Below are 26,567 nucleotides of genomic sequence, written 5' to 3'. Positions count from 1 at the left end.
TATAATCAACTGACCGACGTCACCCTGGTGGGGTGCTGGGCGCACGCGCGACGCAAATATACAGACGCTTTAAAAGCCCTGCCGCCTTCGGCCCAGTCGGCTGAAGGAACAGCTAAAGAAGGATTGGCGTTCTGTAACCAGCTTTACGCCATTGAACGTGAACTCAAAAAGGAACAGCGTTCCGCTGATGAACGCTATACGACTCGTCTGAAAAAAAGTAAACCCATTCTTCAGGCTTTTTCGGCATGGCTTCAGAAGCAGGCACCCAGAGTTCTGCCGAAAAGCGCCCTGGGCCAAGCCATTCACTACTGCCGCGAGCAGTGGGATAAGCTGAATGCTTTTCTTAAAGATGGGCGTCTGGAACTGGACAACAATCGAGCTGAGCGCTCGATCAAACCGTTTGTGATGGGAAGAAAGGCATGGCTGTTCGCGAACACGCCGAAAGGCGCGCGCTCGAGTGCCATTATTTACAGTGTTGTGGAAACAGCGAAAGAAAATGGGCTGAACCCGCTCAACTACCTAACCTATCTCTTTGAACAGCTCCCAAACATGGAAATTAAGGATCCGCAACAGCTCGACCCAGTTCTGCCATGGTCTGATGTTCTCCCTCCAAGCTGCCAATCTCCTATAAACTAACATGAATCTCCATCTGAACTTCATCCAGATGGAGATTCATTTATTCAAGGTGTTCATTATTTGACGCTTACGATCAGTGTTCTTGATCTTGATCAACTGATGGATGAAGTATTAACCATACTTGAAAGTAAGGTCACGAGACAGCCTTCAATGGTGCTTTTCGACAGCTTAACCAATGAGCACGTGAGCAAAGTCGGCCAGCTGATCGCCTCTTCTAAGTTAGAAGGGGAGCAACGGTTTATTATTGGATCATCCGGGGTCAGCAATGCTATTGCATCATTGTACCAGAGTGGTGAACGCTACACGGATGCATCTGCTACCTCTGGTGCGGATCAGCTTCTTGTGATTTCGGGCAGCTGTTCGCCAGCGACAGAGAAACAGATTCAATGGGCGCTTAGTCACAATTTTGAAGGACTTTCCCTTACGTTACATGAAATAATGGAGGCATCGCAAGATCAGTCAGGCAAAGCACGTATCTTAGCGCGAGCCATTGATCAAATCAATAATGGGAAGAGTTTAATCATCTATACAGCGTTGGGTCCGGATGACCCAAGTATCAAGAAAAATCAGGAAAACATTATAAAGAACGGTCATCCGATTTCGGATTCAAGCAAGATCCTTGGTTCGTTTTTGGGGAATCTCGCAAAAACGATAATAAAAGATACCGGGCTTAAGCGATTGGTCTTTGCCGGAGATGATACCTCAAGCTATGCAACACGCCAGCTGGGCATTTACGCACTGGAAATGATTACAAGGGTGGCTCCCGGTGCTCCATTATGCCGCTGCTATTCTGATGGTCCTGATTTAGACGGGCTTGAAATTGCATTAAAAAGCGGTCAATTCGGGCCGGAGGACTATTTTAATCAAGTACTGGAGAACTAGATATAAAGTAAGCGTCAAATAACCCCCACCTTGAAGAGTGAGGGTTATTTGATGCTTTCGTTGTAACGATCCCGACTCACAAGCAAAACTTCCGAATGATCCTCAAACCATTTTTTGATTGTTTCTGCTTCACGATTTTCCAAAATATCAAAAGTCTGATACGTGCGAAGGGCATAAATTACGGGTCCATTGGTGCGTCGCGTTCTTCTCCAATAGGGATCAATCCAGTTCAGACGCTCGGTGAATATTTTGACGGCACAGTCGGAATCATCACCAAACCAGAGTTAGCTGATCCGTCGTAAAATGGTTGTTCAGTAAAAGGGCATTGGGAGCCAACAAAGTATCTAGAAATCCCATTGTGCTCACCTCCTACCGAAGTCCAGTATTTTGTCCGCACACCCAATAGTCGAATCTTTAAAAATCCTACCACGTGCAAATGGGCTCCATGCTCAGCGGCGATACCATGATCCGACAGATATCGACGCAATTCTTTTTGAAACAAATAGGGATGACATTCTATTTGTTGACGGCACGTTTAATATTACTCCTTGTAGACAATTTCTCTAGATGGTGGATTCAAAGTTACAGACTCCAATAGCTCTGCTACTTTTTCCTCGTATAATTTTTCTAAGGCTTTCCACGTATTAAAAAGTGTTGCTTACTAGGCCAATGTATCAATAAGAGGTCTATGTTATCCACCTGAAGATCTTCTAATGATTGTTCTACAGAACGTAGTGTGTTATTGTAACCTTGCATTGGATTATTCACTTTTGTAGTAATGAATAAATCTTTTCTGGAAATAGAACAAGTTTTCAGTAACCTTCCGATAAGTGATTCATTATTATACATTTGAGCTGTATCAAATAAATGAATTCCTTGAGATAGATCTTTGTTAATGACAATTTTAGTTGCTTTTCTTTTTTAATCAAATATAAGCCAAGTACTTGTTAGATTTATTTATTATTCTGTAGGTTCATCATCCGCAAGAAAATTAATTTGATAATCCAATTCAATTTTTTTATCATTCGAAGAATTTTCTAACACTGCAACAAAACGATCACCAAAGATAAATTTGCCACCTTTAATCGGGAGAGTTCCGCCAAAAATCATTATGTTATTTAAAGAAAAACCACGATTACTCAATAAGTTTATTAATGTTTCTGGTTTTAGTAAGTTGTCAAGATATCCTTCCTGATATAACATTTTTTTCCCATGATCAATTACCCAACTCTTTATATAATATTCATCAAGATTCAAAGCAACGGAGTCAAGGCTCCAAAAACATCTTGATATCGGTTTGCAACAAATTTGCTTGGATTTTTGTACCGACGTTGATTCAAGAATACGATCTGTATGATCACTACCTAACCCTATATACCACTTCTTGTTTACATTAGCTAATACAATTTCAGCTTCACCGCTACTTTCTCTTTTTACAACAGATATTTTATTATTAGTGGTTATAAGGTTCTCTGAGACATGATATATCATTGGAATATTTGGTGGAGCGGGTACACCAATCTTTTTTAGCTCTTCCACGTGCTTTTTTACTGCATCCTGATTTCTCCCTGTGTATCCAGCCACAATTAACTGATGAGGAACCCATTCGAAATCTTTACCATCAAGATTTAAAATCATGTATTGTCACATCTCCTTATCAATTGGAACTCGATGTTTTAATTGTGGGAACTCATCCCTAATCTTATCTACACTACTCATATCTATTTCAGCCCTTAAAGCCTCTTCATGCTCCCCAGCAGTAGCAATAGTCTCTCCCCAAGGATTAACCACCCTACTATGACCACCTAATACAGTTCCTCTATTCGAGCCTACACAATTACAGGACGCTAAGAAGCATTGGTTCTCAACTGCACGTGCAGCATTAAACAATTCCCAATGAGATATACGGGGGATAGGCCAAGCAGAAGTTACGATAAAGAGTTTTGCCCCTAAGTCTAACTCACGACGATATAACTCTGGGAATCTTAAATCATAACATGTAGATAGCCCAATAGGCCCTAGCTCAGTATCAACAACGGTTGGCTTTTCACCGCGTGTTAATATCATTCCTTCTTGGGAGCCATAAGTAGAAAATAGATGAATTTTATGATAAGTAGCAATCAAATGACCATTAGGGTCAAAAAGAACGCTAGTGTTATAGTATTTGCCATTATATTTCTCTACAAAACTCCCACAAAATAAATACACTTTTAAATTTCGTGCCTTTTGTGAAAAATGTTTAACAAAAGGACCATTTAAGCTTTCAGATTCTTCAATGTATTTATCGAAAGTATTGAATCCGGTTTTCCAAATTTCCGGGAGCATAACCAAATCGCAATCCTTCAAGCCGTCTAGAAAGCCATCAACTCTTTCAGCTCTGTTAGCTGAAGATTCAGCATCAATGATCTCTAGCTGAATAGAAGCAATTTTCATGATTTAAAATGACACCTCTTGGCAACTAAATTTTTTAAAAAATAATTGTTGAAAGTGAGCAATTTTATAGACTTACAATGTGTAATATATACTTGTCGATTATCCAATGTCAATATTTAATTAATCATTAATTTCACAATAATGCAAAATAACTGAATAAAAAGATAAAAACTTTGTCATATATTCTGACAAATATATTTAAATTAAATATTTTCTGATTATTATAGACATTGTTACAACTTTTTGTGGAGGCGATAAAAGTAACCCTTCATATTGTGGATTAGTACTTGAGTATTAGAATGTTAACACTATACGAAAAGGAGGGAATAATATGATTAATCAGATTATTCCAGTAAAACAACAAGGTATTCCAGGATAGTTAACAAATGACATGTTATTCAGAGATCTGAGTCGGTATCTGAAGTTGAGTAAACTTTAAGACAGTACATATTTATTATGCTCACGTTAGAGATCCTTTAAGAATTGGGATTATGGGTATTGCATTACATGATTTTAAGAATGGATATATGCCTGTTTTTTTAAGCTTGTAACACAACTAACTATGGGTAATATGTTCACTTTTGATATCAGAAATAGATAAGCAAAAAAACCAACGAGGGAGTGTACTTATGCAATTTAAAAAAGCAATTACTATAGCACTTAGTCTTTTACTAGCTATTGCTTTATCTGGATGCAGCAGCACTAATGGAAGTAGCTCCAGTAAAGCAGGAAGTAGTGGCGCCCCAATAACTTTAAAATTTGCACATGTTGGATCTCTTATACACCAAGATAATATATATGCTGAAGATTTTAAAAAAATGATTGAAAAAGACAGTAAAGGAAAAATAAAAGTTAAAATTTATCCAAATGGTCAATTGGGAGCTGAAGATGCAGAAATCCAGGGAGTTCAAACTGGGTCGATTGATATGACTGAGGTTGCAGCAGATAGTTCATTAGCACAGGTAGTGCCTGTTATGAATGTATTTGGAATTCCTTATTTAATGAACACTAGAAGCCAAGTCTATCATGTTCTTGATGGTGGTATTGGTAGTAGTCTTCTGAAAGAAGTGGATAAGCACCAATTAATTGGCCTTGGTTTTTCAGAGGTAGGTTTCAGAAACATTACAAACAGTAAACATCCCATTAAAACTCCTGCTGACATGAAGGGACTTAAAATCAGAATACAACCAGCACCAGTTTGGAATGCATTTATGAAAGAATTAGGTGCAGTTCCAACATCAATCAGTTTCACAGAGCTTTATAGTTCTCTGCAACAAGGCGTAGTTGATGGTCAGGAGAATCCTATAGCAACAATTAATGCCATGAAGTTTTATGAAGTTAACAAGTACTTGAGTTTAACGAAACATTCTTACACAGCAAATGTCGTGCTTATGAGCCCAGCAACTTGGAAAAAATTGTCGCCTGATCAACAAAAACTAGTTAAGGCCGATGTTCAAAAAGCATATGCCGAACAAAGAGACTATTTAGCAAAGACGGAGCAACAAACACTTAACAACTTAAAAGCCAAAGGTATTATTATAACTAATCCTGATATTGCAGCTTTTAAAGCGGCAACGAAAAATTCTGCAAATGCAATTGCAAAATTTGTTCCTAAAAGTTTGGTAAATAAAATTGAAAACACGAAGTAACCTGATGTATGGATAAGAAATTGTAATAGATAAATTTTTTTAAGGGCTGAGTGAGATCCAGCCCTTTTATTTTAAATACAGATAGAGGAGCTGATAAACGTGAAACAAATCATAACTAAATCACTTAAAAATTGGCTTGAAATTATTGGTGGTGGGACACTGGGCGCACTTTCAATTTGTGTATTTATATCTGTGGTTTTTCGGTCTGTCCTTAAGATTGGCATTCCTTGGATGGATGAAATTGTACAAATGCTATTTGAATATCTTGTGTTTTTTGGAGCTGCACTGGGTGTTAAATATAATTCTCATTTTACAGTTGATTTTCTTGGCATTTTCCCAATAAGGATTCAAAAGGTATTAATATCAATAAACTATGTAGTAACTATACTCTTTGTAATAGTTTTTACTGGAAGTTCGTGGAACTATACTATAAATTCCATAGGAACAATTAGTCAATCCCTTTCCATTTCTCTTGCTTGGACTAATATTGTTCTACCTATTTCAGGCGTGCTAATGGTCTATTACTTCATTAGGAGATGGATTATAGAAATAATTAATTGGAAAAAGGAGAGTGGAAAAATTTGATTGGTCTTTATATGGTTTTGATCCTTTTCGCACTATTTATTATTCGTGTGCCTATTTCATTTGCCCTAGGTATTTCCTCTTTGTTTGGATTAATTATGACTGGAACAAGTCTTGACACTATGTCCCAGCAAATGGTGTCAAGTGTTAATTATTCGATGTTAGCTATACCACTTTTTCTTTTTGCAGGCGATATAATGGCTGCTGGAGGCATTTCCCAAAAGTTAGTTAATTTTGCCGATCTTCTGGTCGGACATTTATATGGTGGCTTAGGTTTAGTAGTTATTCTTTCATGTATGTTATTTTCAGCTATATCAGGTTCTGCAATTGGTGACGCTGTTGCATTAGGAAGTATATTAATACCTTCAATGATAAATAGGGGATATAACAGAAATTTCTCTGCAAGCATAGTAGCATCAGGTTCAATGATGGGTCCAATGATCCCGCCATCCATTCCGCTTGTACTTTTTGGTGTTATGACTAATGCATCAATTGGTGATCTTTTTTTATCAGGAGTTATCCCCGGTGTTATGATAGGCGTTTTCTTGATGATATATGTATATCTCTATGGAAGAAAGTTTAAGATCAAAGAGAGAGAGAAACGTGCTTCTATTAAGGAAATTCTTACTGGATTTAAAGATGCTTTTCTAGCGTTACTTTTACCTATACTGATCATTGGTGGATTCAGATTAGGTATTTTTACAGCTACTGAAGCAGGAGTTGTTGCAGTGGTGTATGGATTTATCGTAGCTGTTTTTTTTAACAAAGATCTTAAACTAAAAATGATTCCCAAAATGTTATTACAGTCTACAAAAACAACTTCATCTATCATGTTTTTAATTGCGACAGCAAGTGTATTCAGCTGGGTTTTGACCTACAACGACATCCCACAGATATTGAGCGATGCAATAACGAGTACTTTCCATGAAAAATGGATAATATTGCTAATTATCAACATTGCTTTATTAATAGCAGGAACTTTTATTGAAACGGTGCCGGCTCTGACTATTTTTACTCCACTTTTTTTTCCAATAATGCAGAGCATTGGCATGGATCCTATTCAATATGGGCTAATGATTGTTTTTAATCTAACAATAGGGATGATTACTCCTCCTGTTGGTATATGCCTCATTACAACCGCAGCAATTGCTAAAACTACTCTATTACGAGCAGTTAAATCTTTTTTGCCACAGTTTGCTATTTTATTGCTTGTGTTAGGTTTAATAACTTACTGGCCAGATTTTTCACTCTTTTTACCTCATATGTTCAATAAGTAAGATAGATTGGAATAGACTCTTTTATAATAAAGATTACACTTCATTGAATAGTGAGGTGTAATCTTTGCTTTTTACAGGTTTGCTGGAATAATTATTTAGAGGCCTGGTATGATTGGGCTGTTCGTTCACAGCTTCAGCCGATTAAAGAGGTTGCCAAGACGATCAAGGATCACGCCCAGGGGATTCTGCGCTGGTGGTTTGTCTCCAAAATAACCAACGGTTTTCTTGAGGGGATCAATAGCCTGATTCAGGCATCCAAGCGCAAGGCGCGAGGGTACAGGTCGATAAAAAACTACGTGTCGATGATTTACGCCACCGTGAATAAGCTGGACATCAAGGTTGAGCCTCCCCAGGCTAAATAATTCCCTTGTTGGACTAACGAGGCCACCTCAGTCCTGGGAAAGTCTGTCAAGCGCTATCCTTGACTGGCTTTCCCAGGACTGAGACACTATGAAAAGTTCAAGAAAATTATGATTCAAAGGCTTGATAAAATCATAGTTTGTGGGGGATGAAGGAATTAACGGTGGGTAACAAAAGGCCTTGCACATAAGCACAGAACTCGTTGTAAATTGTAACCAATCGCAACTACGATACGCCATAAGCGCCGATATAACGGTATTCTTGACGTGAAATATTACAGCTTTTGGACGTAGACGGTGACATGTTATCAAGCACAGGACGCCACGGATCCAAATCTATCAGTATTACGATTGACCATGAATTGAATGAACTTGGTACAATACGAGCTCCGTAGATTGAATTCGCACCGAGCTACGCCAAACAAGTCGATCTTAGTGAATGCATTTAATAACAAGGGTGACGGGAAGCCCGTTGTCCATGTTTTTTTTGACGGTATTTAGCTTATTGAGAAGAACGGCAACGATGTTAGAACGCTGATGCTAGTGTCAAATTCTCCCCAAGGTTTGAGTCCTTTGTCGGAGTACGCGAAATATATCTGCTTTTTGGCTCGAGAGAAACCGACGTAGAGTTTATTGATTATGCTACTTAGAGCGCGGGCATTTGCGTCTGTAACTTGAATGTGCGTCTCATCGGACGAAATGCCCAGACTTAGTAAATCATAATAGTTGGGGAATTCTTCCTGTTGGAAGTTTGCAAGGATGACATAGTCCCATTCCAGACCCTTGGCGCCATGAATAGTGGTAGCAACAATTCTACTCGAGACATCTGGGAGACTTTGGTGGAGAGATTCAGAACTGAGCGTGGAGACAATGTATTCCGATCGCATGCTTGTTGGAAACTTCTTTATGCTAGTAGTTAAGAATGCCTTCAGCAGTTCTATGAATGATGAGTTAAAACGATATTTTGGTATTGATTGCTCAACCCGTTTACAAAATGTTTGAATTTCGTTTTTGTGAATTGGCCGCGTAGCGAACGTAGATTGATAAAGTTCAAGCACTGATTGTTGGAACAATTTGAACTGAGGGTCCTCTGTCTTGAAAGTCGCATCCATTAACTTTGTTTGCCGGGTCAGGTCGGTCAGCAATGCTGAAGTCGTGGCTGTTGCCTGATTGAAGAGAATGGCAAAAGTAGCATCAGGATCATCAACCCTGATTGACTTTATCAAGTTCGCGATTGCCTGTGCTTGTGAGAAGATATCTGTTCCGTGCAGAAATTTTATCTTGACAGGTTTGTCAGTAGTATACCGCGTTGGGTTATCACGGAAATCTCGTAGGGCTTGATCCAAATCCAGCATATCCTTATTACCCGAAAAGCGATAATTCTTCATAAGCCTCAGGTATGAAATTTAGTCATCAGTGGCCCAGTCCAGTAATCGATCAATCAGATTGGGAATTGCGCCTTGAAAACTAAAGATTTGCTGCATTTGATCCCCAAAAGCCACACATCTGGTGTTCTCGTTGAGCAGGGCATGCAATAGTGCCATTCCAAGGATGTTGCTATCTTGAAATTCGTCGATACAGATGGCGCTAATACTACGCTGAAAGCCGTGATGGACGGTCGGATACTTGTTAAAGAGATACAGAACAAGAATGATGATGGCGTCATAAGTGATAGTACCCGTTGGGAGCAATCTTAGAGTATCGTGCCAACTGGTTTTTGCTTTCGATATAGTCTGTTGGTTTCTCGGTATCTTCATCTTCAGAGGACAACATGCTGTCTAGTTTTACTTCAATGCCAATCACTGCACGTTCAGAAGTCAACAGTAAATCTATTTCATCATTCTGGATTCTCTTCCAGAACTGAAAGTTGAAAGGGTAACCGTGCAATGAGTTAATAAACTTATGCCAATGTATGTTGGCATTTTCTTCATTGAACTGTGCTGTAGACAGAACATAATTCAGACCCCTTTCAAAGGGAAGATAGCGCAATGTTCCAAAGAAATCTCCGGTCAGATTGTCTTCTAGTCTTTCTGAGTGATTGCTGTTGGTCTGAGAAATTTTATTATGTATTTCTGCGATCATGATTCATATCCGCCTTCATTCCGATTAATGGATAACTATCTATATAATTCCATAGCAATAATCGACTTCCTGCCGGATCTTGCAAATTTATTGAGTTTCCCAATACTTTAGCTGGAAATTTAGTGCCTATTAAAGGAATTTGAAGGATTGCGTCGAATAATTAATATAGTTCTAAGTTCATTGGATTAATCTATCATATTATTCATTGAGAATTTGTACCAGACTTCTTTCAACCGGGAGCGGTATATGATGGCAATGGGGACAATAGATCTGCGATCAATATTTTCAAATATTTTCAAGGATAAGGTACTGCCGCATTCTATTGATGATATACTTAACCAATTATCTCAAGCGAACAGAATGATCGATAAACGGCACTTTATGGAAGCTTACCACAACAATAAAGATCAATTTTGGAAGGATATGGCTTCGTTAGGATTCAGACGAAAAGATGCAGCAGCTACAGCTGCTCACTCTGAAAGAAACAAGGGACCCGCTAACTCTGAAGTTGATGCGGAAGATGATTTTGATATCGACGACTTTCTCAATTCGGATGAATTTAAAAAGGAGTCTAAAACTGCAACAGATGACTACTCAACTAATACCTCAAATATCCGGGCCTATCAAAGAATGTCGGATACAGATGCAGAGAAATCTCAGAAACTTAACCAGATAGTCATCATGAATAAGAGATTGGTAGAAACGGTAGCCGGCAGATATACAGCGATGATTAGAGGAACCTGTCTGGATGAGGACGACTTGATCGTGTTTGGTGATCAAGGGCTACTGAAAAGCATCGCAAGATTCAATCCGGACATGGGCTATCAATTTTCAACCTACGCGACATGGTGGATCAGGCAATCAATCACTCGTGGGATTGCTGATGAATCTCGCCTGATCCGCCTGCCTGTTCATCTTCATGAAAAGATTCTAAAAGTAAGAAAAACGGAACAAAGATTTGAAAATACGTTCGGTACTGTTGACCTGAAGCAGCTGTGTGAGAATCTGAGAATAAGTCTTGAAGATTACTGGAAGATTCAGCGTATCATTTACCAGTTCGATCAGCTGGCACATCTTGATGTAACTGTTGGTAAAGATGGGGATACTGAATTGTTGGATTTATTACCTGCAAAACAAGCTTTGGGAAAAGGTGACGCGACTCCTGATTATATGATGACACCCGACGAAGCGTTCGAAAGGAAAGAGGCACGACGTGTATTGGAAAGGGCACTTGCTGAGCTGAAACCGCGTGAAGCGGGTGTGATCCGCTCAAGATTCGGACTGGATGGCGGTAAACCGCTGACTCTTGAGGAAGTAGGTCAGCTGTATCATTTGACTCGTGAGCGCATCAGGCAGATCGAAGCAAAAGCACTCAGAAAACTTCGCCAACCGTCCCGAAGCAAAACACTTAAAGTATTTATTGAAAGGTGAACGTATATGTCATTGATTGCGAAGAAAGCTCAAGCACTACATGCGTGGTTAAATGAAGAAAAACCGATCCTTGTTGTTTTTGAGGGATTTCAGAGAAGTGATCTTCGTGATGAACCGAATAAATTTTTTTCGATCGAGCTTGGGGCAAAGATCAATGATTTGATGGCGAGACAGAATGACCTGGTCGTGGAAGCAATTGATAAAAGGAGACAACCTCTTGAACAGTTCTCATGGTGTACCTTTGAAGAATACATAACGGTCAAAAACTTCATCAGTAATTTTTATACAGTCGTCGGTTTGAAAAACAATCTGTATGATGCTTTGTATCCTTACGATCAGACGCTGACGAGCGTATATTCAGTTTACAAGGAACTTTACGAAAATGATGACGAAGAATTGACGGCTAGGCAACAGGAACAGCTGGATTTGATTTCTACATATTATGGCAAGATTTATTTCAACGAACTGAATCAAAAGTACTACGTCACCTATGCGGATGCCGACCGGAATTTTGCGCATCAGGAGCTTTTCTTTGACACAGAAGGACTGGAACCGGTTGACTATCTGGAGAATCCAGTGATTGATCAGGAAACCTATGTCTTCGAATTATCGAACAGTGAGGATTCTTTCCTGTCTTTTATTGACCAGCTGAAATCAGACAAGGGGATTGAGAAAGCCTGTGCCTTCTTTGCTGATGACCGAAGCAATCTGCCCCATCACTATGATCAGCGATTGGCTCTTCTCAGTCATCTTTATGATGGACACCTCCATCTTTTTCTCTCCAGTAAAAAGCTGGCACGAAAGAAAATTACACGCTTGCCTGATTATCTGAGTATTTTGAAGAAGTATTGGGGCTATGACTCTTTTCGCCCTCTGAAAATGTACAAAAATATCGATGGAAACGGGAATGAAACGATTGAAGTCAGTCAAGCACAGATCATTGATGACATCGTGGACCAGGCCTCCATTGCCATGGACGATCCGGATGCGACACCAAGAGACATCTATGTGACCTCTCCGACTGGTGCAGGGAAATCGATCATGTTTCAGCTGCCTGCGCTTTATCTGGCGGAAAAATATAAGTCACAGCGGCTGATGACGATTGTCATTTCTCCGTTAATCGGGCTGATGGATGATCAGGTAAAAGGATTGGAACGTAAAAATATCTCAAACGCAAAAACGTTAAACTCAGGCATTTCCCCGGTTGAAAAGAACGAAATTATTCAACGCGTGCAAAATGGAGAGATCGACATTTTATACATATCAACGGAAACGCTGCTGAGCCGGTCGGATATTGAAATGCTTATCGGAACAAGGAAACTTGGGCTGTTTGTGATTGACGAAGCGCATATCGTCACCACATGGGGAAAGTCCTTTCGGGCGGACTACTGGTATCTGGGTTCCTATTTAGCCAGGCTGAGAAAAAAGCAAAAGTTCCCAATTGTGACCTTTACCGCCACGGCAATATACGGAGGACCTGAGGACATGTATGCGGAGACTCGGGATAGTCTGAATATGGTTAATCCCATTACTTATTTCGGCTATGTGAAGCGTGATGATTTGATGATGCATGTTCAGTCTTCAGAGAAGGATTACGGGAAATATTCAAACGATTATCGGAAAGCAAAATTCGGGTTATTAAGCAAACGGTTGAAGACGTTTACGAGAAGAAAGGAAAAAACCCTGGTTTATTTCCCGACAGTTAAACTGTTGAATTACTTTTACAGTCATCTGAAACAGTTCGAACAAGAGTTAGCAGCAAAGACAGTGCGTTATTACGGACCGCTAGACAATGATGAGAAAAAAGGAAATTTTGCAGCATTCCATCGCGGTGATGCCAAGATCATGCTGGCGACGAAAGCATTCGGTATGGGCATCGATATTAAAGACATTAACAATGTCTATCATTATGCACCGACTGGAAATGTGATTGATTATGTTCAGGAAATCGGACGGGCTGCCCGTGATCCTGCCATGACCGGCCATGCCTACTTTGACTTTCTCAACAAGGACTTTACTGAAGTGAAGCGGCTCTATGGCCTGTCCACCATAAGAAAAAGTGAAGTTATCAATGTTATGAAGAAGATTTTGGATATCTATTATACGAAGAAAAGCCGCAATCTGGTTGTCAGCGCGGATGACTTTTCTTATATCTTTGACAAAGGAGCGCTGTCGGATAAAAATGCCGATAATCGCCTGAAGATCGTACTTCTGACCATCGAGAAGGACTTTGAGCGGAAGATGGGGTATTCACCGATTGTGGCCCGTCCCAGATCTTTGTTCGCTAACCAGACTGTATTCCTCAGTAAACAGGGCAAGCAGCTGATTGAAAAGGCTAGTTACCGGCCGTTTTTTCAACTGCTTCAGACGTTTGACACCGACAGCTATTATGCCGGTGTTTACCAATTCAATATGAAAGCGCTATGGGAAAAGAAGTACGCGCACCATTCATTCGCCCAATTCAAGTATCTTGTGTTTAAGAAGGATCCTTCGTTAAGGGATCTTAAACTATTTGATACAATGGATTCTGCTGTTCAGATTTCCGTTGATCTTAAAAACAATGATAGAGCAACTGTCATGTCAGAATTTAACCAGTTCCTGCAGGTTGTGGAGGAGTTTTTACGAGGGCAGACTTATGCGGAGCGGTTCTTTGATGAAAAGCAGTTGGGTGGCTATCTGAATGAGAGGCTGCAGTTGTCCAATCGTTACAAGGCGGAGGGACTGGCTCATGTTTTTCTGAATGGTATGGCACATCTGACCGTACATCTAAATCAGTCAAATGGGCGATACATGATTGTCCGTGAGGATCAGAAAACACGGTATAAGGTCTACCCCAATTACATCAATTACTTTAACCGTCTGGAGAACGCCGTGAAGAAACTTTATACCGGGCAGTCCTTTGCTAGAGAAGAGGGGAAGCAATATACCTTTTACAGGCATCTGACAAAAGATGATCAGGAATTGGAGGAGTTTCTCATTATCCTGGGTCTATCCGAGTCTCTGGATTTACTGAACTACGAGATTCAGGGCGGCAACAATCCGCAAATCTACATACGCATCAACAGTATTTATTCACTGGATCGGGCGATTCACTCGCCGAAAAGCTACAATAATCTGATTATGGCCGAGGTTCACAAAAAACATCGAATCAGCATGGCAATGCTCAACTACTTGTTTACGTTGCCCAAAAGGCCGGAAAAGGGTTCCAGGCAAGAGCAGACCGAGAACTATACCACAGATTTTTGGAACATCATTGAAGATTATTTTCTCGGGAGACTGCCGGATAAAGTGAAATATGAGGCGTTAGCAGAGGAACAAAGGGTGGGAGAATGAAGGAGAGAACTGCTAGGGAAAGAAAGCATTTTGTCGATAGAGCTTTCACTTTTACGGAAGAAAGTAAAGGAAAGTTATCAATTTTTGAAGAAACTCTGAGATATCTATCGTATCAGGTAAGTCGGGTTTGCACTGATATTTTTGCGACATTCGCTTAGGTGAGACGGAACAGCGAGAACGGAGAGAGCGCCAATGAAAAGTCAAGAAATAGAAGAGCTAATTCAAGCAGGAGAAAGTATCGATTTTGAATGTAAGGAAGCAAGGCGATCATTGCCGCGATCTTTTTTTGAAACGTACTCCTCCTTTGCCAATACTGAGGGCGGCTTGGTCATTCTGGGTGTTAAAGAATTATCAGACCATCAATTTGAGATTTCCGGTGTTGATCCTCATCCACTAATCAAAGATCTTTGGGACTCTTTAAACAATCGACAAAAGGTAAGCGCAAATATTTTACGCGAAGAAGATATTGTTCAAGATACAGTCGAGGGGAAAGTTATACTAATCATCCATATTCCGCGTGCAAATCGTGAACAAAGACCGATTTACAAAGGTCAAAGTCCGTTTAGCGGAACATTTCGGAGAAATTTCGAGGGTGATTATCTCTGTAATCCACAAATCGTAAAAAGCATGCTGGCTGATCAACGGTCTATCACTGCAGACAGCAAGGTTCTTGAAAACTTTGGATTACATGACATCGATATAGAAACATTACGTGCATATCGGCATCGATTCTTGAATCAAAATCAGACTCATGCATGGAATGAACTGAATGATGCCGATTTCTTGTATGAAATTAATGCTTATGGTCGGGACCGCGAGAAAGATGTTGAAGGACTTACAGTTGCCGGTTTATTAATGTTTGGTAAGAGCAGATCGATACTTGACTATTTACCAGGCTTTTTTCTTGAATATCGTGAGGCAGGAAACCGTGAATTCCAGGAACGTTGGGCAGATCGGTTTACCTCAATAGATGGTACATGGCAGGCAAATGTATATCATTTTTTCTTTAAATCATTGGAACGATTGATTCAGAATATAAGTGTTCCATTTGAAATGAACGGACTTTATCGAAAAAATGAGAGTGATGTTCAAGTGGCGATGCGCGAAGCTCTGGCAAATACACTAATTCATGCTGATTATTTTGGATCGCAAGGCATTGTCGTTCAAAATAATCATAATGAATTTGTCTTTAGTAACCCGGGAACTTTACGAGTACCACTTGAACAAGCATTAAGAGGCGGCGTAAGTGATCCAAGAAATGCATATCTTTTTAAAATATTTGCCTTAATCGGAATTGGAGAACGTGCTGGATCGGGTATACCAACAATACGATATATTTGGAAAAGAAAGCAATGGCAACCACCATTCCTTGAAGAAGATTTTCAGAATGATCGAACAATATTAAAATTAAAAGCGATTTCCTTGTTACCGGAAAAAAGTATTCATTTCATAAAAAATTCATTAAGAGGCAAATTTGATGATATGAAATTGGATGGAGACGAATTGATGGCGCTAACTACTGCATACCAAGAAAATGAAGTGACAAATGTACGACTGCAGCAACTTCTGGATAAAAATAGCTGGGAAGTGAATCGTCTGTTAACTCGCCTTGTTGTGGATAAATGCTTATTACAATCAACAGGATTTGGAAGGGGAACAAAATATACACTGTCGGAACGTGTTTTTAATAGAGCATCTGAACATACTCAAAAACAAATTAGTTTTTTTGCGGCTAATAATCACACTAATGAGAAAAGCTCCGAAATTAACGCTCAAAGCTCCGAAATTAACGCTCAAAGCTCCGAAATTAACGCTCAAAACTCCGAAATTAACAGAGACGGGGAGTTGGATCAACTTTGGAAAATAACTGAAATTGCCAGACAAAGAAAGAGACTCTCCCGTGATCAAATGGAGGGACTTATTATGACACTGTGCACTTACAAAGAGTTTACCATCAGAGAAATGAGTCAGTATTTATGTCGTACACCAGATTCCCTGAGAGTAGGTTATATCAGGAAAATGGTTCATGAGGGAACTCTGGAACCATTATATAAATCGGACTTGCATCATCCGAAGCAAGCATATAAGACGAAAGAAGATTGATGGGTGATCCAACAGATTGGAGATATAATCATTTGGATCGGAACATGCTTGAGATGTCAATTTCGCAGTGGTGAGCATATCTCCCTCGAACGCCAAATACCCTATATAAAACGGTAACTCATGGGGGCGTGTGCGTGAAAATTGAGGATTATCAGCCCTATTTGAGTCCAGCCCTTGCCAAGGCAACAGACCTGATTGTGGAGAGCGGTCAGGGGTGCTATCTGACTGATAACCATGGCGACCAGTATCTGGATTTTATTCAGGGCATAGCGGTCAATGCACTGGGACACTGCCATCCGAAGATTGTTGCAGCGATTATAGAACAGGCAAAACAATTGATCAATGCCTCACTTAATTTGGTAAACTATCCGCCCACGCTTAAGCTCGCCAAACGACTTGCTGAAGTGACGCCAGGCAGGCTGAATTCCGTGTTCTTTTCCAATGGCGGAGCCGAAGCCGTGGACGGGGCTTTGAAGCTGGCCAGAGCATCCTGTCGCTGCATTGTCCCCTCACCGATTCGACGACGCATCTCATTTCTGAAAGAGAATTAAAGATGATGAAAAAGAGTGCCTTTCTGATCAACACGGCACGCGGCAAGGTTGTTGACGAAAAAGCACTGGCGAAGGCATTAACGAACCACGAAATCAAAGCTGCGGCGGTTGATGTCATTGAAGATGAAACAACTGAAGAAAGCCCCCTATTTGCCCTCGACAACACAATGATTACTCCTCACGCCGCTTTTGTTTCCGAAGATTCCTTTTACAATGCAAGAAAAATAGCGCTGGAACAGCTCGTTCAGCATTTGAGTAAAAATCAAAGGCCATCCCATTTAGTCAATCAGAACGTGATGCAATAAATGTTCTCATGAACTTAGAAGATGCCTGTAGACATACCAAGAAATCGCCTGCCAGGTTGCCCTCCAGTCGTTCTGTAAGATTGCTGCCGGTCGGAGAGCTTATTATGTATTTCCGTAATCATGATTTATATCTGCCCTCAATCCGATTAGTGAATAACAGACGTACTGAAAAATAGTCATGAACTGAATGTGGCTTCTTATTTGAATTTACTAATCGATGGTGCGTTTTAAACGAGCCAATCTGAGGGGGATCATGTTTTTCCTTTGAAACTATGAGATGTGGTGATCGCAAATGCAATTGCCAGAAAACAACTGCCGCTGTATGGTGACGGCCGGAATAAGGTTTATCAATCAGTTGATAGTCTGACAATAAGCTATGGATGAATTAGCCTTTGTGTTCCTTGGACTGTTGACCTTGCGTCAGCTGTCAGCATCAATAAAGTAAAATTCAATGGTGAGAATAAGTTGGCTTCCCAGAGCGTTTCAATACCGACAATGATCACAATGGCGATAAGAAGATAATCTTTCTGAATGAGAAACTGATAGATCTTCGAAATGACAACAATGAAGAATAGAAAGGTAAAAATCAGTCCGAATTTGAATAACAAATGCAAATAGGATGAATCGATGTAAAAATAGGATGGGATAAAATTATAAAAATTCACACGCCCACCAGCGTTTTCAATCACGTGTTGGCCAAACAGCTGAATTGGGTAGCGCTTGAAAGCCAGGTTCCCTAAATATAACCGGCCAGTCAGCATCTCATTCAAATGGATGTTTCCGATTATTCCTTTGTTGTATGCATACATTTTTGTGACAGCGACCACAATGATCGCAAACAATGGATAGGAACATAGGGCAAATGTTTTTCCGATGTGTTTTATCATTTCTGGGTATTGGTGTTTCAATAGAAATGGTGCAACGGCTAATAGAAGAATACCCATGGTGTCGTTCCGCGCATTCGCATAGTAGTAAGTGATTGCGGCCAAGGCCAAAATCAAACAGATACTAATTAAGCTTAATCTTTTCCTGATATAAACATATGCAGCTACTGCGAAGAAAACCAGATCCGAGAAAAGCGTTGGCTGTGTCAATCCGAATGAATGGCGCATGATTCCTTCACGCATGGCATGGTAGTCGACGATCAATCCTGAAAGGGATAGCAAGTAAAGAATCACCAGCGAAAGTGACAACGTAAGAAAGGCCGCTTTGGCCATTGTATTCAAATCTAAATCATGGGTAAGCGTGGCAAGCATGACCATAATTACAGGCATACAATCATGGGCTTGAATGGATACGACAATTGAGAGTAAGAGAAATAAGCTCAAAAATAGAGTGTACTTGAAATCATGTTCCTCTTGAATCAAGAACTTAGTAACCGCGGCAACCGTAACAAAAACCAGGAGATAGCTATCTTGTAATTGACTCTGAAAGGGGATCGCTGAAACTTGTAAAATAAAATAGAAAAGAGAAATGATGAAGCTAATCTGCCCCATTTGATAGCTGATCTGATTTCTTCGAGTCATCCGTATATGCTTATTTAATATTCCAAGCTCCATGTTATACAGCCTCATTATATAAATGATGGTGGTTGAAAATAATGAAAGATCTATAAAGTTTCGTTTGATCTGATGATTCTTGTGAAATTTAATTTCATTGAATGATTATAGTTTAACACATACGAGTCTGATCACGACCAATGTCATCGATCAATGACGCTGTGTTTTTTAACACAGAATGCTAATGATTGTGCCCATTAAGGACAGCAGAGTCTGGGTGAAGAGTCTTGGAATCTCCATGGCTGCTGCGCTCCTTTCTTGAATATAATCCAGTCTATACAAAATTTACCTTAATTACATTTAATTAGGCGTAAAACAGTGCTATAATATCAGTAAATTAGATACATAAAAATTCAAGAAACTTAGAGAGAAGGTTGATCATGGTCGAAAGTAACACAATCAGTAAGAATAAAGATTTTTCTGTAAGCTTGGCTGCTTTCTGGGTCAAAGGCAATATCTTTGTTGATGATCAATTTCTACGGGTAAAGATTCCAAATACGATTCTTTTTGGACTCATTCCAGCTGGATTACAGAAAGACAGTTCGCCGCTTCAAGCATTGTCAAACGTCTACACTTCATCTTCCTATAAACTGGGACGGATGGCACTGGGGGCTTTGATATTTATTGGAGGCCTTGCATCTTTCAGCAGCATGGGCATTGGCGCATTAATTTTATTATTAATCGGCTTCCTGATCTTTGGAAGTGGGATTCTCACTACGTTTTCGTATGAGCGTTCTGGTGTCGAGAAAAAAGTAAATCTGCCCTTCTTTGAAGCCAATCATGCACGGGAACTATCGGAACAAGTGGAGCAGGCAATTGCCAGCTTTCAAGATTCACGTAATGTTTCTAAAAGTACGGATAGGATTATCAGCCAAATGCAATCCAGCAATCAGCACTAATCATGATCTAATATTATTCTTTAAATCAAATCGAGAAGGTTTTAAATCTTCCCGATTTTTTTAGAGGTACATCCGGCATGTGCGGCACATTGGTAGTGATCATTGTATCTTCACAGGCTAATTTCATAAATTAAAAAAAGGACACTCTCATGTCAGCGCTTGTAGATAATCTGACATTAGAGTGTCCGTTTACTATTTTTTATTGATTAATTAATCTGGTGACAGCTCAGATATGGCATGTCCGATAGTGATTAGCGCATCTTCAGCTTGCGGCAGCCGCCCTAATTGATCAATGAACCCGTGATCGACTCCGCAGTATTCAATCACGGAAAGGTCAACATTATTCATAGACAGTCTTGCTGCAAAAATATCCATAGCTACTCTATAGTAATCATACTCAGCTTCGATAAGCAAAGTTCCTGGGAACAGTCTGAGCTGCTCATCTGCAGCATAATTAATAGAAACTTGAGGATATTTTGTAAATTCACTTCTCCCGCCAAGATAGTAGGAGATTAGCTGGTTTGTTCCACTCTTAAATCGATTTAAGCGATCAATGACCATCTTTTTCTGCTGATCAATAACCGGGTACATGGAGTAATCCCAGGCATAAGTGTGATTGCCGATGATATCAATGTCAGTGACTGAGTACAGTTCAACAACCAGTGCTATTTTTTCCTTTGTCAATTTTAATACCACGCTGTTAATCATGTTCCCGCCTGCACTGTCTCCGACTAAAACCACTTTGCTTTTTGATACATGGAATACGTCCGCATTTGCCAGAACATAATTCGTTGCATTAACGATATCCTCAATTTGTGCCGGGAATACATTTTCCGGAGCCAGGCGGTATTCAACAAATAGGACTTTTTGCTGAGAAGCTTCAGCAAGCAGTCGGCATTGGTTTCGGTAGAAACTGATTTTGCCGGCAACAAATCCTCCACCATGCACAAATAGAATCATAGGTGCTCTTTTGTCTTTTTGCGGGCGGAACAAATAGCCGATTAATTTATAGTCGGGAAAGTCAAGGAGTATGGCCTTCTCGTCGATGACACTCTTCGTTAAATCGGTACTGTATTTATCTTTGCGGTTTCTTTCCCAAATAAGAGAATCGGCAGCACTGTTCAGCGTTTGTCGTCTGTTATTCATTTTTTGTTGCAGAATATCTGTCTCTGCAGGATCAAGGCAGCCCTTTGAATGGTCATCAAACCGTTTAAGCGTCTTCTCAAAAGAGACATCTAATTCATTTACAGTCGTTATTGTGCTTGTTTCCTTCATCATTTTTCATAACCTCTTAAATCGTGATTGTTAACAGTTGGTCGCCAGCTGAGCAAGCCTGATCTGTGTGATAGTGTTTCACCTCATAGGTTTTATTTCCGGATGAGAGAACGACCATGACAACGGTGTCATCGATGTGATGTTCTTTAAAAACCTGACGATCAAATCTTAACAGCTTCTGACCTCGACTGACCTTATCTCCTTTGTTTACATAGGATTCGAATCCTTCTCCATTAAGCTCGACAGAATAAATGCCAACATGAATTAATATTTCTACGCCCTTATCCGATTTCATTCCTATGGCATGTTTTGTTGGAAATTCAGCAGTGATGATTCCGTCAAACGGGGCATGAATCACCTCATCATTCGGAATAATGCCCATGGTTTTCCCCATAGAATTGGATGAGAAGACTTTATCGTTTATTTGAGCCGCATCAATGACTTGGCCACTAATCGGAGAATCGATATCTTCAGTAGTTGATTTTCCTTGCGACTTTTTGTCCTTAATGGTTACATCATGATCCATCTCATAAACAGAATCATCAAATCCAAGGATCCATACTGCGGCGATCGTGACAACGATTGAAATCGTTGAAGCGATGACGGCAACCCATAAATTACTGATGTTGTTATGCGCAGCAAAGGATGGCAGAGCCAAGAGTGTATAGGAACCGAATGCGTAGGCTTTTAATTTCATCAGCCCGGCGAACAGGCCGGATACGGCTGCACCGATCATTGCTGCGTACAGGGGTTTCTTCATCTTAAATCCTATTCCGTACATCGCCGGTTCTGAAATGCCTCCGAGCAGCCCGGATATTGCTGCAGGAATGGCTAACTCGCGTAATTTGGGGTTCTTCGTTTTCAGAAGTACACCGAGAGCCATGGCCCCTTGAGCAATGGTGTTGCAAAGGAACCAGACTAATATGATGGTGTCATAACCATTATCATGTATTGAACTTAATGCTAAAGGGATCAAAGCTAAGTGCATGCCGGTCATTGCAATAAACGGACTGAAACCGCACAGCAGCATTACAATCAGCCAATTTGCCTGACTCGAAGCGAGTGTAATTAATTTTGCCAGGCCCTCACCAATAATATAGCCGAGAGGACCAGTTACGACAAAGACAATCGGCGTCATGATCAGTAATAGAACAAACGGTTTTAATAAACTGGAAACGAGTTTAGGCACGATTTTTTCAACAACAGGATCCAATTTTGAAAGAATCCAGACGCTTAGGATAATAGGTATTACTGATCCATTGTAATTAGCGAGTGCAACAGGCAGTCCGAAGAAATGGGCGGTACCCCCCTGAGCAACTAATGATACCCAATTTGGATGCAGCATCATGAGTGCGATGATCAGGGATAAAATGATATCGGCTTTGAACTTTTTGGCTGAAGTATAGGCTAGGACAACGGGCATGAAATAAAATACCGCATCAGATGCTAAGTTCAGTATATAGTACGTCTGGCCCTTCTCATTCATCCACCCGATCATTGGCAGTATGATCAAAATGACTTTAATAAAACCAGCCGCAGAGAGTGCCGGGATGATTGGTGCAAAGCAGCCGGCGATCATTTCCATGAAACTGCCGAAAAGTGATTTGATTGATGTTTTCTTAGCTTTTGGTTCCTTTATTGCTGATGCGGGAGCGGATATGCCAGCACCACTTTTTATTATGGCGCAAAGTTCAGGTACAATTTGGCCAACGACAATTTGATATTGACGATTCACCTTTTGCGCACCGAAAACCCCATCCAATTTTTTGACCGCCTCGATGTTGAAGAGGCTCTCATCTCTTAAATAAATTCTAAGACGTGTAGCGCAGTGATCAATGGACTGGATATTTCCGTATCCACCAATATTTTGAATCTCTGGAACAGACGTTTTCATGTATCAGGGATTTTAATGAGGCCACAATTGATGTACTGAAAAATAGTCATGAACTGGATGCAGACTCTTATTTGAATTTACTACTCGATGGTGCGTTTTAAATGATCGACAGTGGAACAGGCTGGTATGAGAATATCACTTCAACTCAATTGAAGATCATTACTGTAATGTCCTCCGTAGGCTATGGGCAAGGATAATTCATAACGTCAACCGAGGGGATTGCCAGGCAGATTCATTGAATATGTGAACGTTATGTGTATAATGATAGTCGACCAAACAATGATGCTCAACGATGTTCGTTATGAACCTTTTTGAGCATTGTTTAGATATTTAATTGTAAGCGATTACAGAATATTGGAGGTAACCTTCATGCTTCAGAATAAAGTCGCTATTATCACGGGATCTGCCAGGGGAATTGGATTTGAGATCGGAAAAACTTTTGCGAAAGAAGGGGCAACTGTCGTTTTGTCCGATATCAATGAGGCGGCAGCCAATGAATCGGCGCAGTTGCTTCGGGATAAAGGTTACACTGTCACAGCGATGAAGACGGATGTCACTCAGGAAGATGAAATACAGCAATTAGTTCAAAACACCAAAGAGAAGTTTGGTCATATTGATATATTTGTCAATAATGCGGGTCTGCAGCATGTGGCGCCGATTGAGGAATTCCCGACAGACAAGTTCAGACTGATGATCCGCATTATGCTGGTTGCGCCTTTTATCGCGATCAAGAATGTTCTGCCGTTCATGAAGGAACAAAAATATGGGCGAATCATAAATATCGCATCGATCAATGGGCTGATCGGTTTTGCAAATAAAGCGGCATACAACAGTGCCAAGCATGGTGTGATCGGGTTGACCAAGGTCGCCGCTCTTGAAAGTGCGCCTTTCGGGGTTACAGTGAATGCGCTCTGCCCGGGCTATACGGAGACAAAACTGGTCCGCGGCCAGCTGGAAGGATTAGCGAAGGCACGTCACGTTCCTCTGGATCAGGTTCTGGAACAAGTGATATATCCGTTCGTTCCGCAGAAAAGATTGCTGGATGTGAAGGAAATTGCCGATTACGCTGCATTCCTGGCCAGTGACAAAGCGCGCGGCATTACCGGACAAGCGGTAGTGCTTGACGGTGGTTATACGGCACAATAAAGGGATAGTTTCGCATATTTTCACAAAAAGCCTGTCTCAACCGATGTTTCTCATGTATGTCAGGCGCCCTTGTAGGGCATCTTGCTTGTACCTGTAAAATGAGAAGGTGAGGTACTGGGAATGAACAACGACGAGATCATTACGGAACTGGGATCCGAAGCGGTTCTGAACTATGAGCGGATTACAGCACTTTTTTACTTGCTTGTGGAAAAAGGGGTCATCACGGAGGCCGAGTTCAGCGAGAAATTCAAGGAGATTCATAAGCATTTCGATGAGCATCTGAAAAGCATCCTTGGTGAAGACGTGCAAACGGAATAAGGGTGAAGCGATCCTGCAAATGTGGTGAGGGGATTTCCGATTGATGGAGATCTCCTTTTTATATTGAGGGAAGCTCAGCCTTCTTTATGCACTGTCAGAAAGTAATAGCTAAGCATCAGTATCAGATGGGCTTTCTGACATCACGCGTTTTCCTAAATGCTTTCCGGGAAACATTTGTTGGTGTCACAGGGAAGGCACTTATTGCTTATAGAGCCTATTTGAATATTTCGAAAACTAAGTTGACTGAGTGACTTAGTGTCGGCGAAGCATAAGTATCCAGAGATGAAAAAATGAATTCACTGAAGCAACGACGGTGAAAATAGAACATAGCAACGATAAATAACTAAAACTTAAAAGATAGAAAAGTGTCTCAATCTCTTGCTGGTTCTATGTTTTCATAGAATAAATTAGCTCAACCTGCCACTCTTTTCAAACGATTCTGATAACTGGCCGGCAGTTTTGCTAGAAACCCTTCAATCATTTGATCCATGATTTTCTCAGACAGAACGAGTCATTCTCGAAAGCCTCCTGAAATAAATCGATGAGCTGTCGCGTTGTGGCCCGGGAAGCCCGCGCTATTTGTGCCAAATGAAACCGGGTAAAAAAGGTTTGAACAAAAGCAAAAATGCCAACGGCTGAAGCATCATTTCGTGATATACTTTTCATAGCATGAATAGACCTCGATTAATTGGAAGTGGGTACTTCAATTATACCGAGTGTTCGGTATTCATGCTTTTATTTTTGCATTCCCCCGTATCTGACAAGGCATGAAGGCTGTTTTTGATGTTTCAAGTTTTAGTTGTTAACCATTTTGATGTATAATTTCTGTAAGTAAGTCATATACTAATTGTCGATAGAGAATAATAATGGCACAATTGATTTTCTGGGAAGAGTCGCCAGAGAAAAGCAAAACTCTAAATTATATATACGAATTATTTGATAAGGCTCAAAATGGAGAATTTGACAAAACTGTTGTGTCTCTTATCCAGCAAGGATTTGAATCATTAGAAAACGCTGATGAGTTTCCAGTAACAGAGTTGGGCGATGTGGGATTTGATCATACATTTGTAATCGTTACACCTAAACGGATCAAAAAAATTAGAAGAACAATTGCAAAACCATTACATGATGCTCCAGTTTGTGAATTTAGGGTAGATTACAATGGCGTACATTTTCGTTCAATATTTTTTCCATATCAATATGGAGGTCATCAATTTTATATTTTTACTGCTGCATTTATAAAAAATCCGCCTGAGCATCCTGCATATGATCCAACTGATTTAAAAAAATCTGAAGCTAAAAGGCTTCATGAAAAGATACTAGAAAATGAAGATAGCCTTTTGAAACCATATTTAGAGGGGTGATTTCAATGGCAAAGAATCAATTTGAACAACTGAAGCAAAAAGCAAGAGAAATTCCTGAAGTGCGAGAATACTTAGACAGTGATCAAGCAAGATTGGGAAGAGAAATTTTCAAAAGAAGGAATAATAAACGATTATCAAGATCTGAGCTATCTAAACAGTCGAATGTATCATTGGAAACTTTATCAAAAATTGAATCTGGTGATCCTTCAGTTGATTGGAAAGACTATGAGCAAGTTTTTAAAAAACTAAATAATCAATTAGAAATAAAGACATTTGCATAATAGTATCCTAGTTAAACTGATCTGAACACTTAAAGTTGGACATAAGCTGCTTGCTCGGTAGTCGAAATCCGATGGTCAATCGGGCTTTGACTACCGAGTTTTTCGTCAGATCGTCGAGCAACACGAACGGAGCAAACGTAAGTAGTTACTGAGCTGAGGCGGCACTACTCTCTGAGTGATATTCGCCGGGTGATGAAGCTGACTAAAA

25 protein-coding genes are annotated in these 26,567 nt (G+C 40.3%); 16 read left to right on the top strand and 9 right to left on the bottom strand.

Annotated features, from left to right (window positions below):
* Positions 1–636, top strand: a 636-nt coding sequence (gene tnpC, locus D889_RS0112450; RefSeq protein ID WP_018962376.1) for an IS66 family transposase, incomplete at its 5' end; no start/stop codon positions are given.
* Positions 637–696: 60 nt separating this feature from the next.
* Positions 697–1,518, top strand: coding sequence for a four-carbon acid sugar kinase family protein (locus tag D889_RS15005; protein ID WP_018962375.1), 822 nt, complete (start codon positions 697–699; stop codon positions 1,516–1,518).
* A 627-nt stretch (positions 1,519–2,145) separates the two neighbouring features.
* Here D889_RS15005 and D889_RS15990 read toward each other — a convergent pair.
* From D889_RS15990 to D889_RS0112430, 3 genes are all read right to left on the bottom strand, one after another.
* Positions 2,146–2,415 (bottom strand): aldo/keto reductase, encoded by a 270-nt coding sequence (locus tag D889_RS15990; RefSeq protein ID WP_369369355.1) that lies wholly within the window; start codon positions 2,413–2,415, stop codon positions 2,146–2,148.
* A 63-nt stretch (positions 2,416–2,478) separates the two neighbouring features.
* Positions 2,479–3,156, bottom strand: a complete 678-nt coding sequence (locus D889_RS0112435; RefSeq protein WP_010632919.1) for a DUF2848 family protein — start codon at positions 3,154–3,156, stop codon at positions 2,479–2,481.
* A 6-nt stretch (positions 3,157–3,162) separates the two neighbouring features.
* Positions 3,163–3,951 carry a carbon-nitrogen family hydrolase gene (locus tag D889_RS0112430; protein WP_010632918.1) on the bottom strand — a complete coding sequence of 263 codons (789 nt, stop codon included), beginning with the start codon at positions 3,949–3,951 and terminating at the stop codon, positions 3,163–3,165.
* Between the two features lie 629 nt (positions 3,952–4,580).
* On the opposite strand from D889_RS0112430, the gene D889_RS0112425 reads away from it, so the two are divergent.
* From D889_RS0112425 to D889_RS0112410, 4 genes are all read left to right on the top strand, one after another.
* A complete protein-coding gene (locus D889_RS0112425; protein ID WP_010632917.1) occupies positions 4,581–5,600 on the top strand; it encodes a TRAP transporter substrate-binding protein in 1,020 nt (339 codons plus the stop codon).
* Between the two features lie 99 nt (positions 5,601–5,699).
* Positions 5,700–6,185, top strand: a complete 486-nt coding sequence (locus tag D889_RS0112420; protein ID WP_018962374.1) for a TRAP transporter small permease — start codon at positions 5,700–5,702, stop codon at positions 6,183–6,185.
* The gene (locus D889_RS0112415) at positions 6,182–7,459 is read left to right on the top strand and encodes a TRAP transporter large permease (RefSeq protein ID WP_010632473.1); all 1,278 of its coding nucleotides are present in this window, start codon (positions 6,182–6,184) and stop codon (positions 7,457–7,459) included. Before D889_RS0112420 ends, D889_RS0112415 begins: the two co-directional genes overlap by 4 nt.
* 50 nt (positions 7,460–7,509) lie before the next feature.
* Positions 7,510–7,821 carry a transposase gene (locus D889_RS0112410; protein WP_010632472.1) on the top strand — a complete coding sequence of 104 codons (312 nt, stop codon included), beginning with the start codon at positions 7,510–7,512 and terminating at the stop codon, positions 7,819–7,821.
* A 494-nt stretch (positions 7,822–8,315) separates the two neighbouring features.
* Here the strand turns inward: D889_RS0112410 and D889_RS0112405 are convergent, their stop codons facing one another.
* The 3 genes from D889_RS0112405 to D889_RS0112395 are packed head-to-tail and all read right to left on the bottom strand — an operon-like array spanning position 8,316 to position 9,900.
* Positions 8,316–9,173, bottom strand: coding sequence for a 3'-5' exonuclease (locus tag D889_RS0112405; RefSeq protein ID WP_026039118.1), 858 nt, complete (start codon positions 9,171–9,173; stop codon positions 8,316–8,318).
* Positions 9,174–9,224: 51 nt separating this feature from the next.
* Positions 9,225–9,575: a UvrD-helicase domain-containing protein gene (locus D889_RS15985; protein ID WP_081498661.1), complete on the bottom strand. Its 351-nt coding sequence runs from the start codon at positions 9,573–9,575 to the stop codon at positions 9,225–9,227.
* A complete protein-coding gene (locus D889_RS0112395; protein WP_010632471.1) occupies positions 9,481–9,900 on the bottom strand; it encodes a hypothetical protein in 420 nt (139 codons plus the stop codon). Before D889_RS0112395 ends, D889_RS15985 begins: the two co-directional genes overlap by 95 nt.
* A gap of 249 nt (positions 9,901–10,149) precedes the next feature.
* Between D889_RS0112395 and D889_RS0112390 the strand changes: the two genes are divergently transcribed.
* The 5 genes from D889_RS0112390 to D889_RS0112365 all read left to right on the top strand — a co-directional run bounded on the left by D889_RS0112390 (position 10,150) and on the right by D889_RS0112365 (position 17,623).
* Positions 10,150–11,331, top strand: a complete 1,182-nt coding sequence (locus D889_RS0112390) for a sigma-70 family RNA polymerase sigma factor (protein WP_010632470.1) — start codon at positions 10,150–10,152, stop codon at positions 11,329–11,331.
* A 6-nt stretch (positions 11,332–11,337) separates the two neighbouring features.
* The gene (locus D889_RS0112385) at positions 11,338–14,664 is read left to right on the top strand and encodes a DEAD/DEAH box helicase (RefSeq protein ID WP_010632469.1); all 3,327 of its coding nucleotides are present in this window, start codon (positions 11,338–11,340) and stop codon (positions 14,662–14,664) included.
* Positions 14,665–14,856: 192 nt separating this feature from the next.
* The gene (locus D889_RS0112375) at positions 14,857–16,767 is read left to right on the top strand and encodes an RNA-binding domain-containing protein (protein ID WP_010632468.1); all 1,911 of its coding nucleotides are present in this window, start codon (positions 14,857–14,859) and stop codon (positions 16,765–16,767) included.
* A 134-nt stretch (positions 16,768–16,901) separates the two neighbouring features.
* Entirely contained in the window at positions 16,902–17,318 is a 417-nt protein-coding gene (locus tag D889_RS0112370; RefSeq protein WP_010632467.1) for an aminotransferase class III-fold pyridoxal phosphate-dependent enzyme, read from the top strand.
* Positions 17,255–17,623 carry an NAD(P)-dependent oxidoreductase gene (locus D889_RS0112365; protein WP_141629380.1) on the top strand — a complete coding sequence of 123 codons (369 nt, stop codon included), beginning with the start codon at positions 17,255–17,257 and terminating at the stop codon, positions 17,621–17,623. The genes D889_RS0112370 and D889_RS0112365 overlap by 64 nt, the downstream gene beginning before the upstream one ends.
* 374 nt (positions 17,624–17,997) lie before the next feature.
* On the opposite strand, the gene D889_RS0112360 is transcribed toward D889_RS0112365, so the two are convergent.
* Positions 17,998–19,182 (bottom strand): hypothetical protein, encoded by a 1,185-nt coding sequence (locus tag D889_RS0112360; RefSeq protein ID WP_010632465.1) that lies wholly within the window; start codon positions 19,180–19,182, stop codon positions 17,998–18,000.
* A 380-nt stretch (positions 19,183–19,562) separates the two neighbouring features.
* On the opposite strand from D889_RS0112360, the gene D889_RS0112355 reads away from it, so the two are divergent.
* A complete protein-coding gene (locus D889_RS0112355; RefSeq protein WP_010632464.1) occupies positions 19,563–20,081 on the top strand; it encodes a hypothetical protein in 519 nt (172 codons plus the stop codon).
* 210 nt (positions 20,082–20,291) lie between these two features.
* Here D889_RS0112355 and D889_RS0112350 read toward each other — a convergent pair whose 3' ends face one another.
* Together D889_RS0112350 and D889_RS15000 are read right to left on the bottom strand one after the other, a co-directional pair.
* Positions 20,292–21,359, bottom strand: a complete 1,068-nt coding sequence (locus tag D889_RS0112350; protein ID WP_010632463.1) for an alpha/beta hydrolase — start codon at positions 21,357–21,359, stop codon at positions 20,292–20,294.
* A gap of 13 nt (positions 21,360–21,372) precedes the next feature.
* The gene (locus D889_RS15000) at positions 21,373–23,250 is read right to left on the bottom strand and encodes a beta-glucoside-specific PTS transporter subunit IIABC (protein WP_010632462.1); all 1,878 of its coding nucleotides are present in this window, start codon (positions 23,248–23,250) and stop codon (positions 21,373–21,375) included.
* A gap of 369 nt (positions 23,251–23,619) precedes the next feature.
* On the opposite strand from D889_RS15000, the gene D889_RS0112340 reads away from it, so the two are divergent.
* The 4 genes from D889_RS0112340 to D889_RS0112325 all read left to right on the top strand — a co-directional run bounded on the left by D889_RS0112340 (position 23,620) and on the right by D889_RS0112325 (position 26,359).
* Positions 23,620–24,396 (top strand): 3-hydroxybutyrate dehydrogenase, encoded by a 777-nt coding sequence (locus tag D889_RS0112340; protein ID WP_010632461.1) that lies wholly within the window; start codon positions 23,620–23,622, stop codon positions 24,394–24,396.
* Between the two features lie 120 nt (positions 24,397–24,516).
* Positions 24,517–24,714: a hypothetical protein gene (locus D889_RS0112335; RefSeq protein WP_010632460.1), complete on the top strand. Its 198-nt coding sequence runs from the start codon at positions 24,517–24,519 to the stop codon at positions 24,712–24,714.
* Positions 24,715–25,580: 866 nt separating this feature from the next.
* Positions 25,581–26,078, top strand: coding sequence for a hypothetical protein (locus tag D889_RS0112330; protein ID WP_010632458.1), 498 nt, complete (start codon positions 25,581–25,583; stop codon positions 26,076–26,078).
* 5 nt (positions 26,079–26,083) lie between these two features.
* Positions 26,084–26,359 carry a helix-turn-helix domain-containing protein gene (locus D889_RS0112325; RefSeq protein WP_010632457.1) on the top strand — a complete coding sequence of 92 codons (276 nt, stop codon included), beginning with the start codon at positions 26,084–26,086 and terminating at the stop codon, positions 26,357–26,359.
* The last annotated feature ends 208 nt before the right edge of the window (positions 26,360–26,567 follow it).

This window comes from Sporolactobacillus vineae DSM 21990 = SL153, from assembly GCF_000377985.1.
In the GTDB taxonomy this organism is placed as follows: Bacteria; Bacillota; Bacilli; order Bacillales; family Sporolactobacillaceae; genus Sporolactobacillus; species Sporolactobacillus vineae.
Note: the sequence above shows the minus strand (reverse complement) of the source record. Positions and strands in the feature narration are given on the sequence as shown.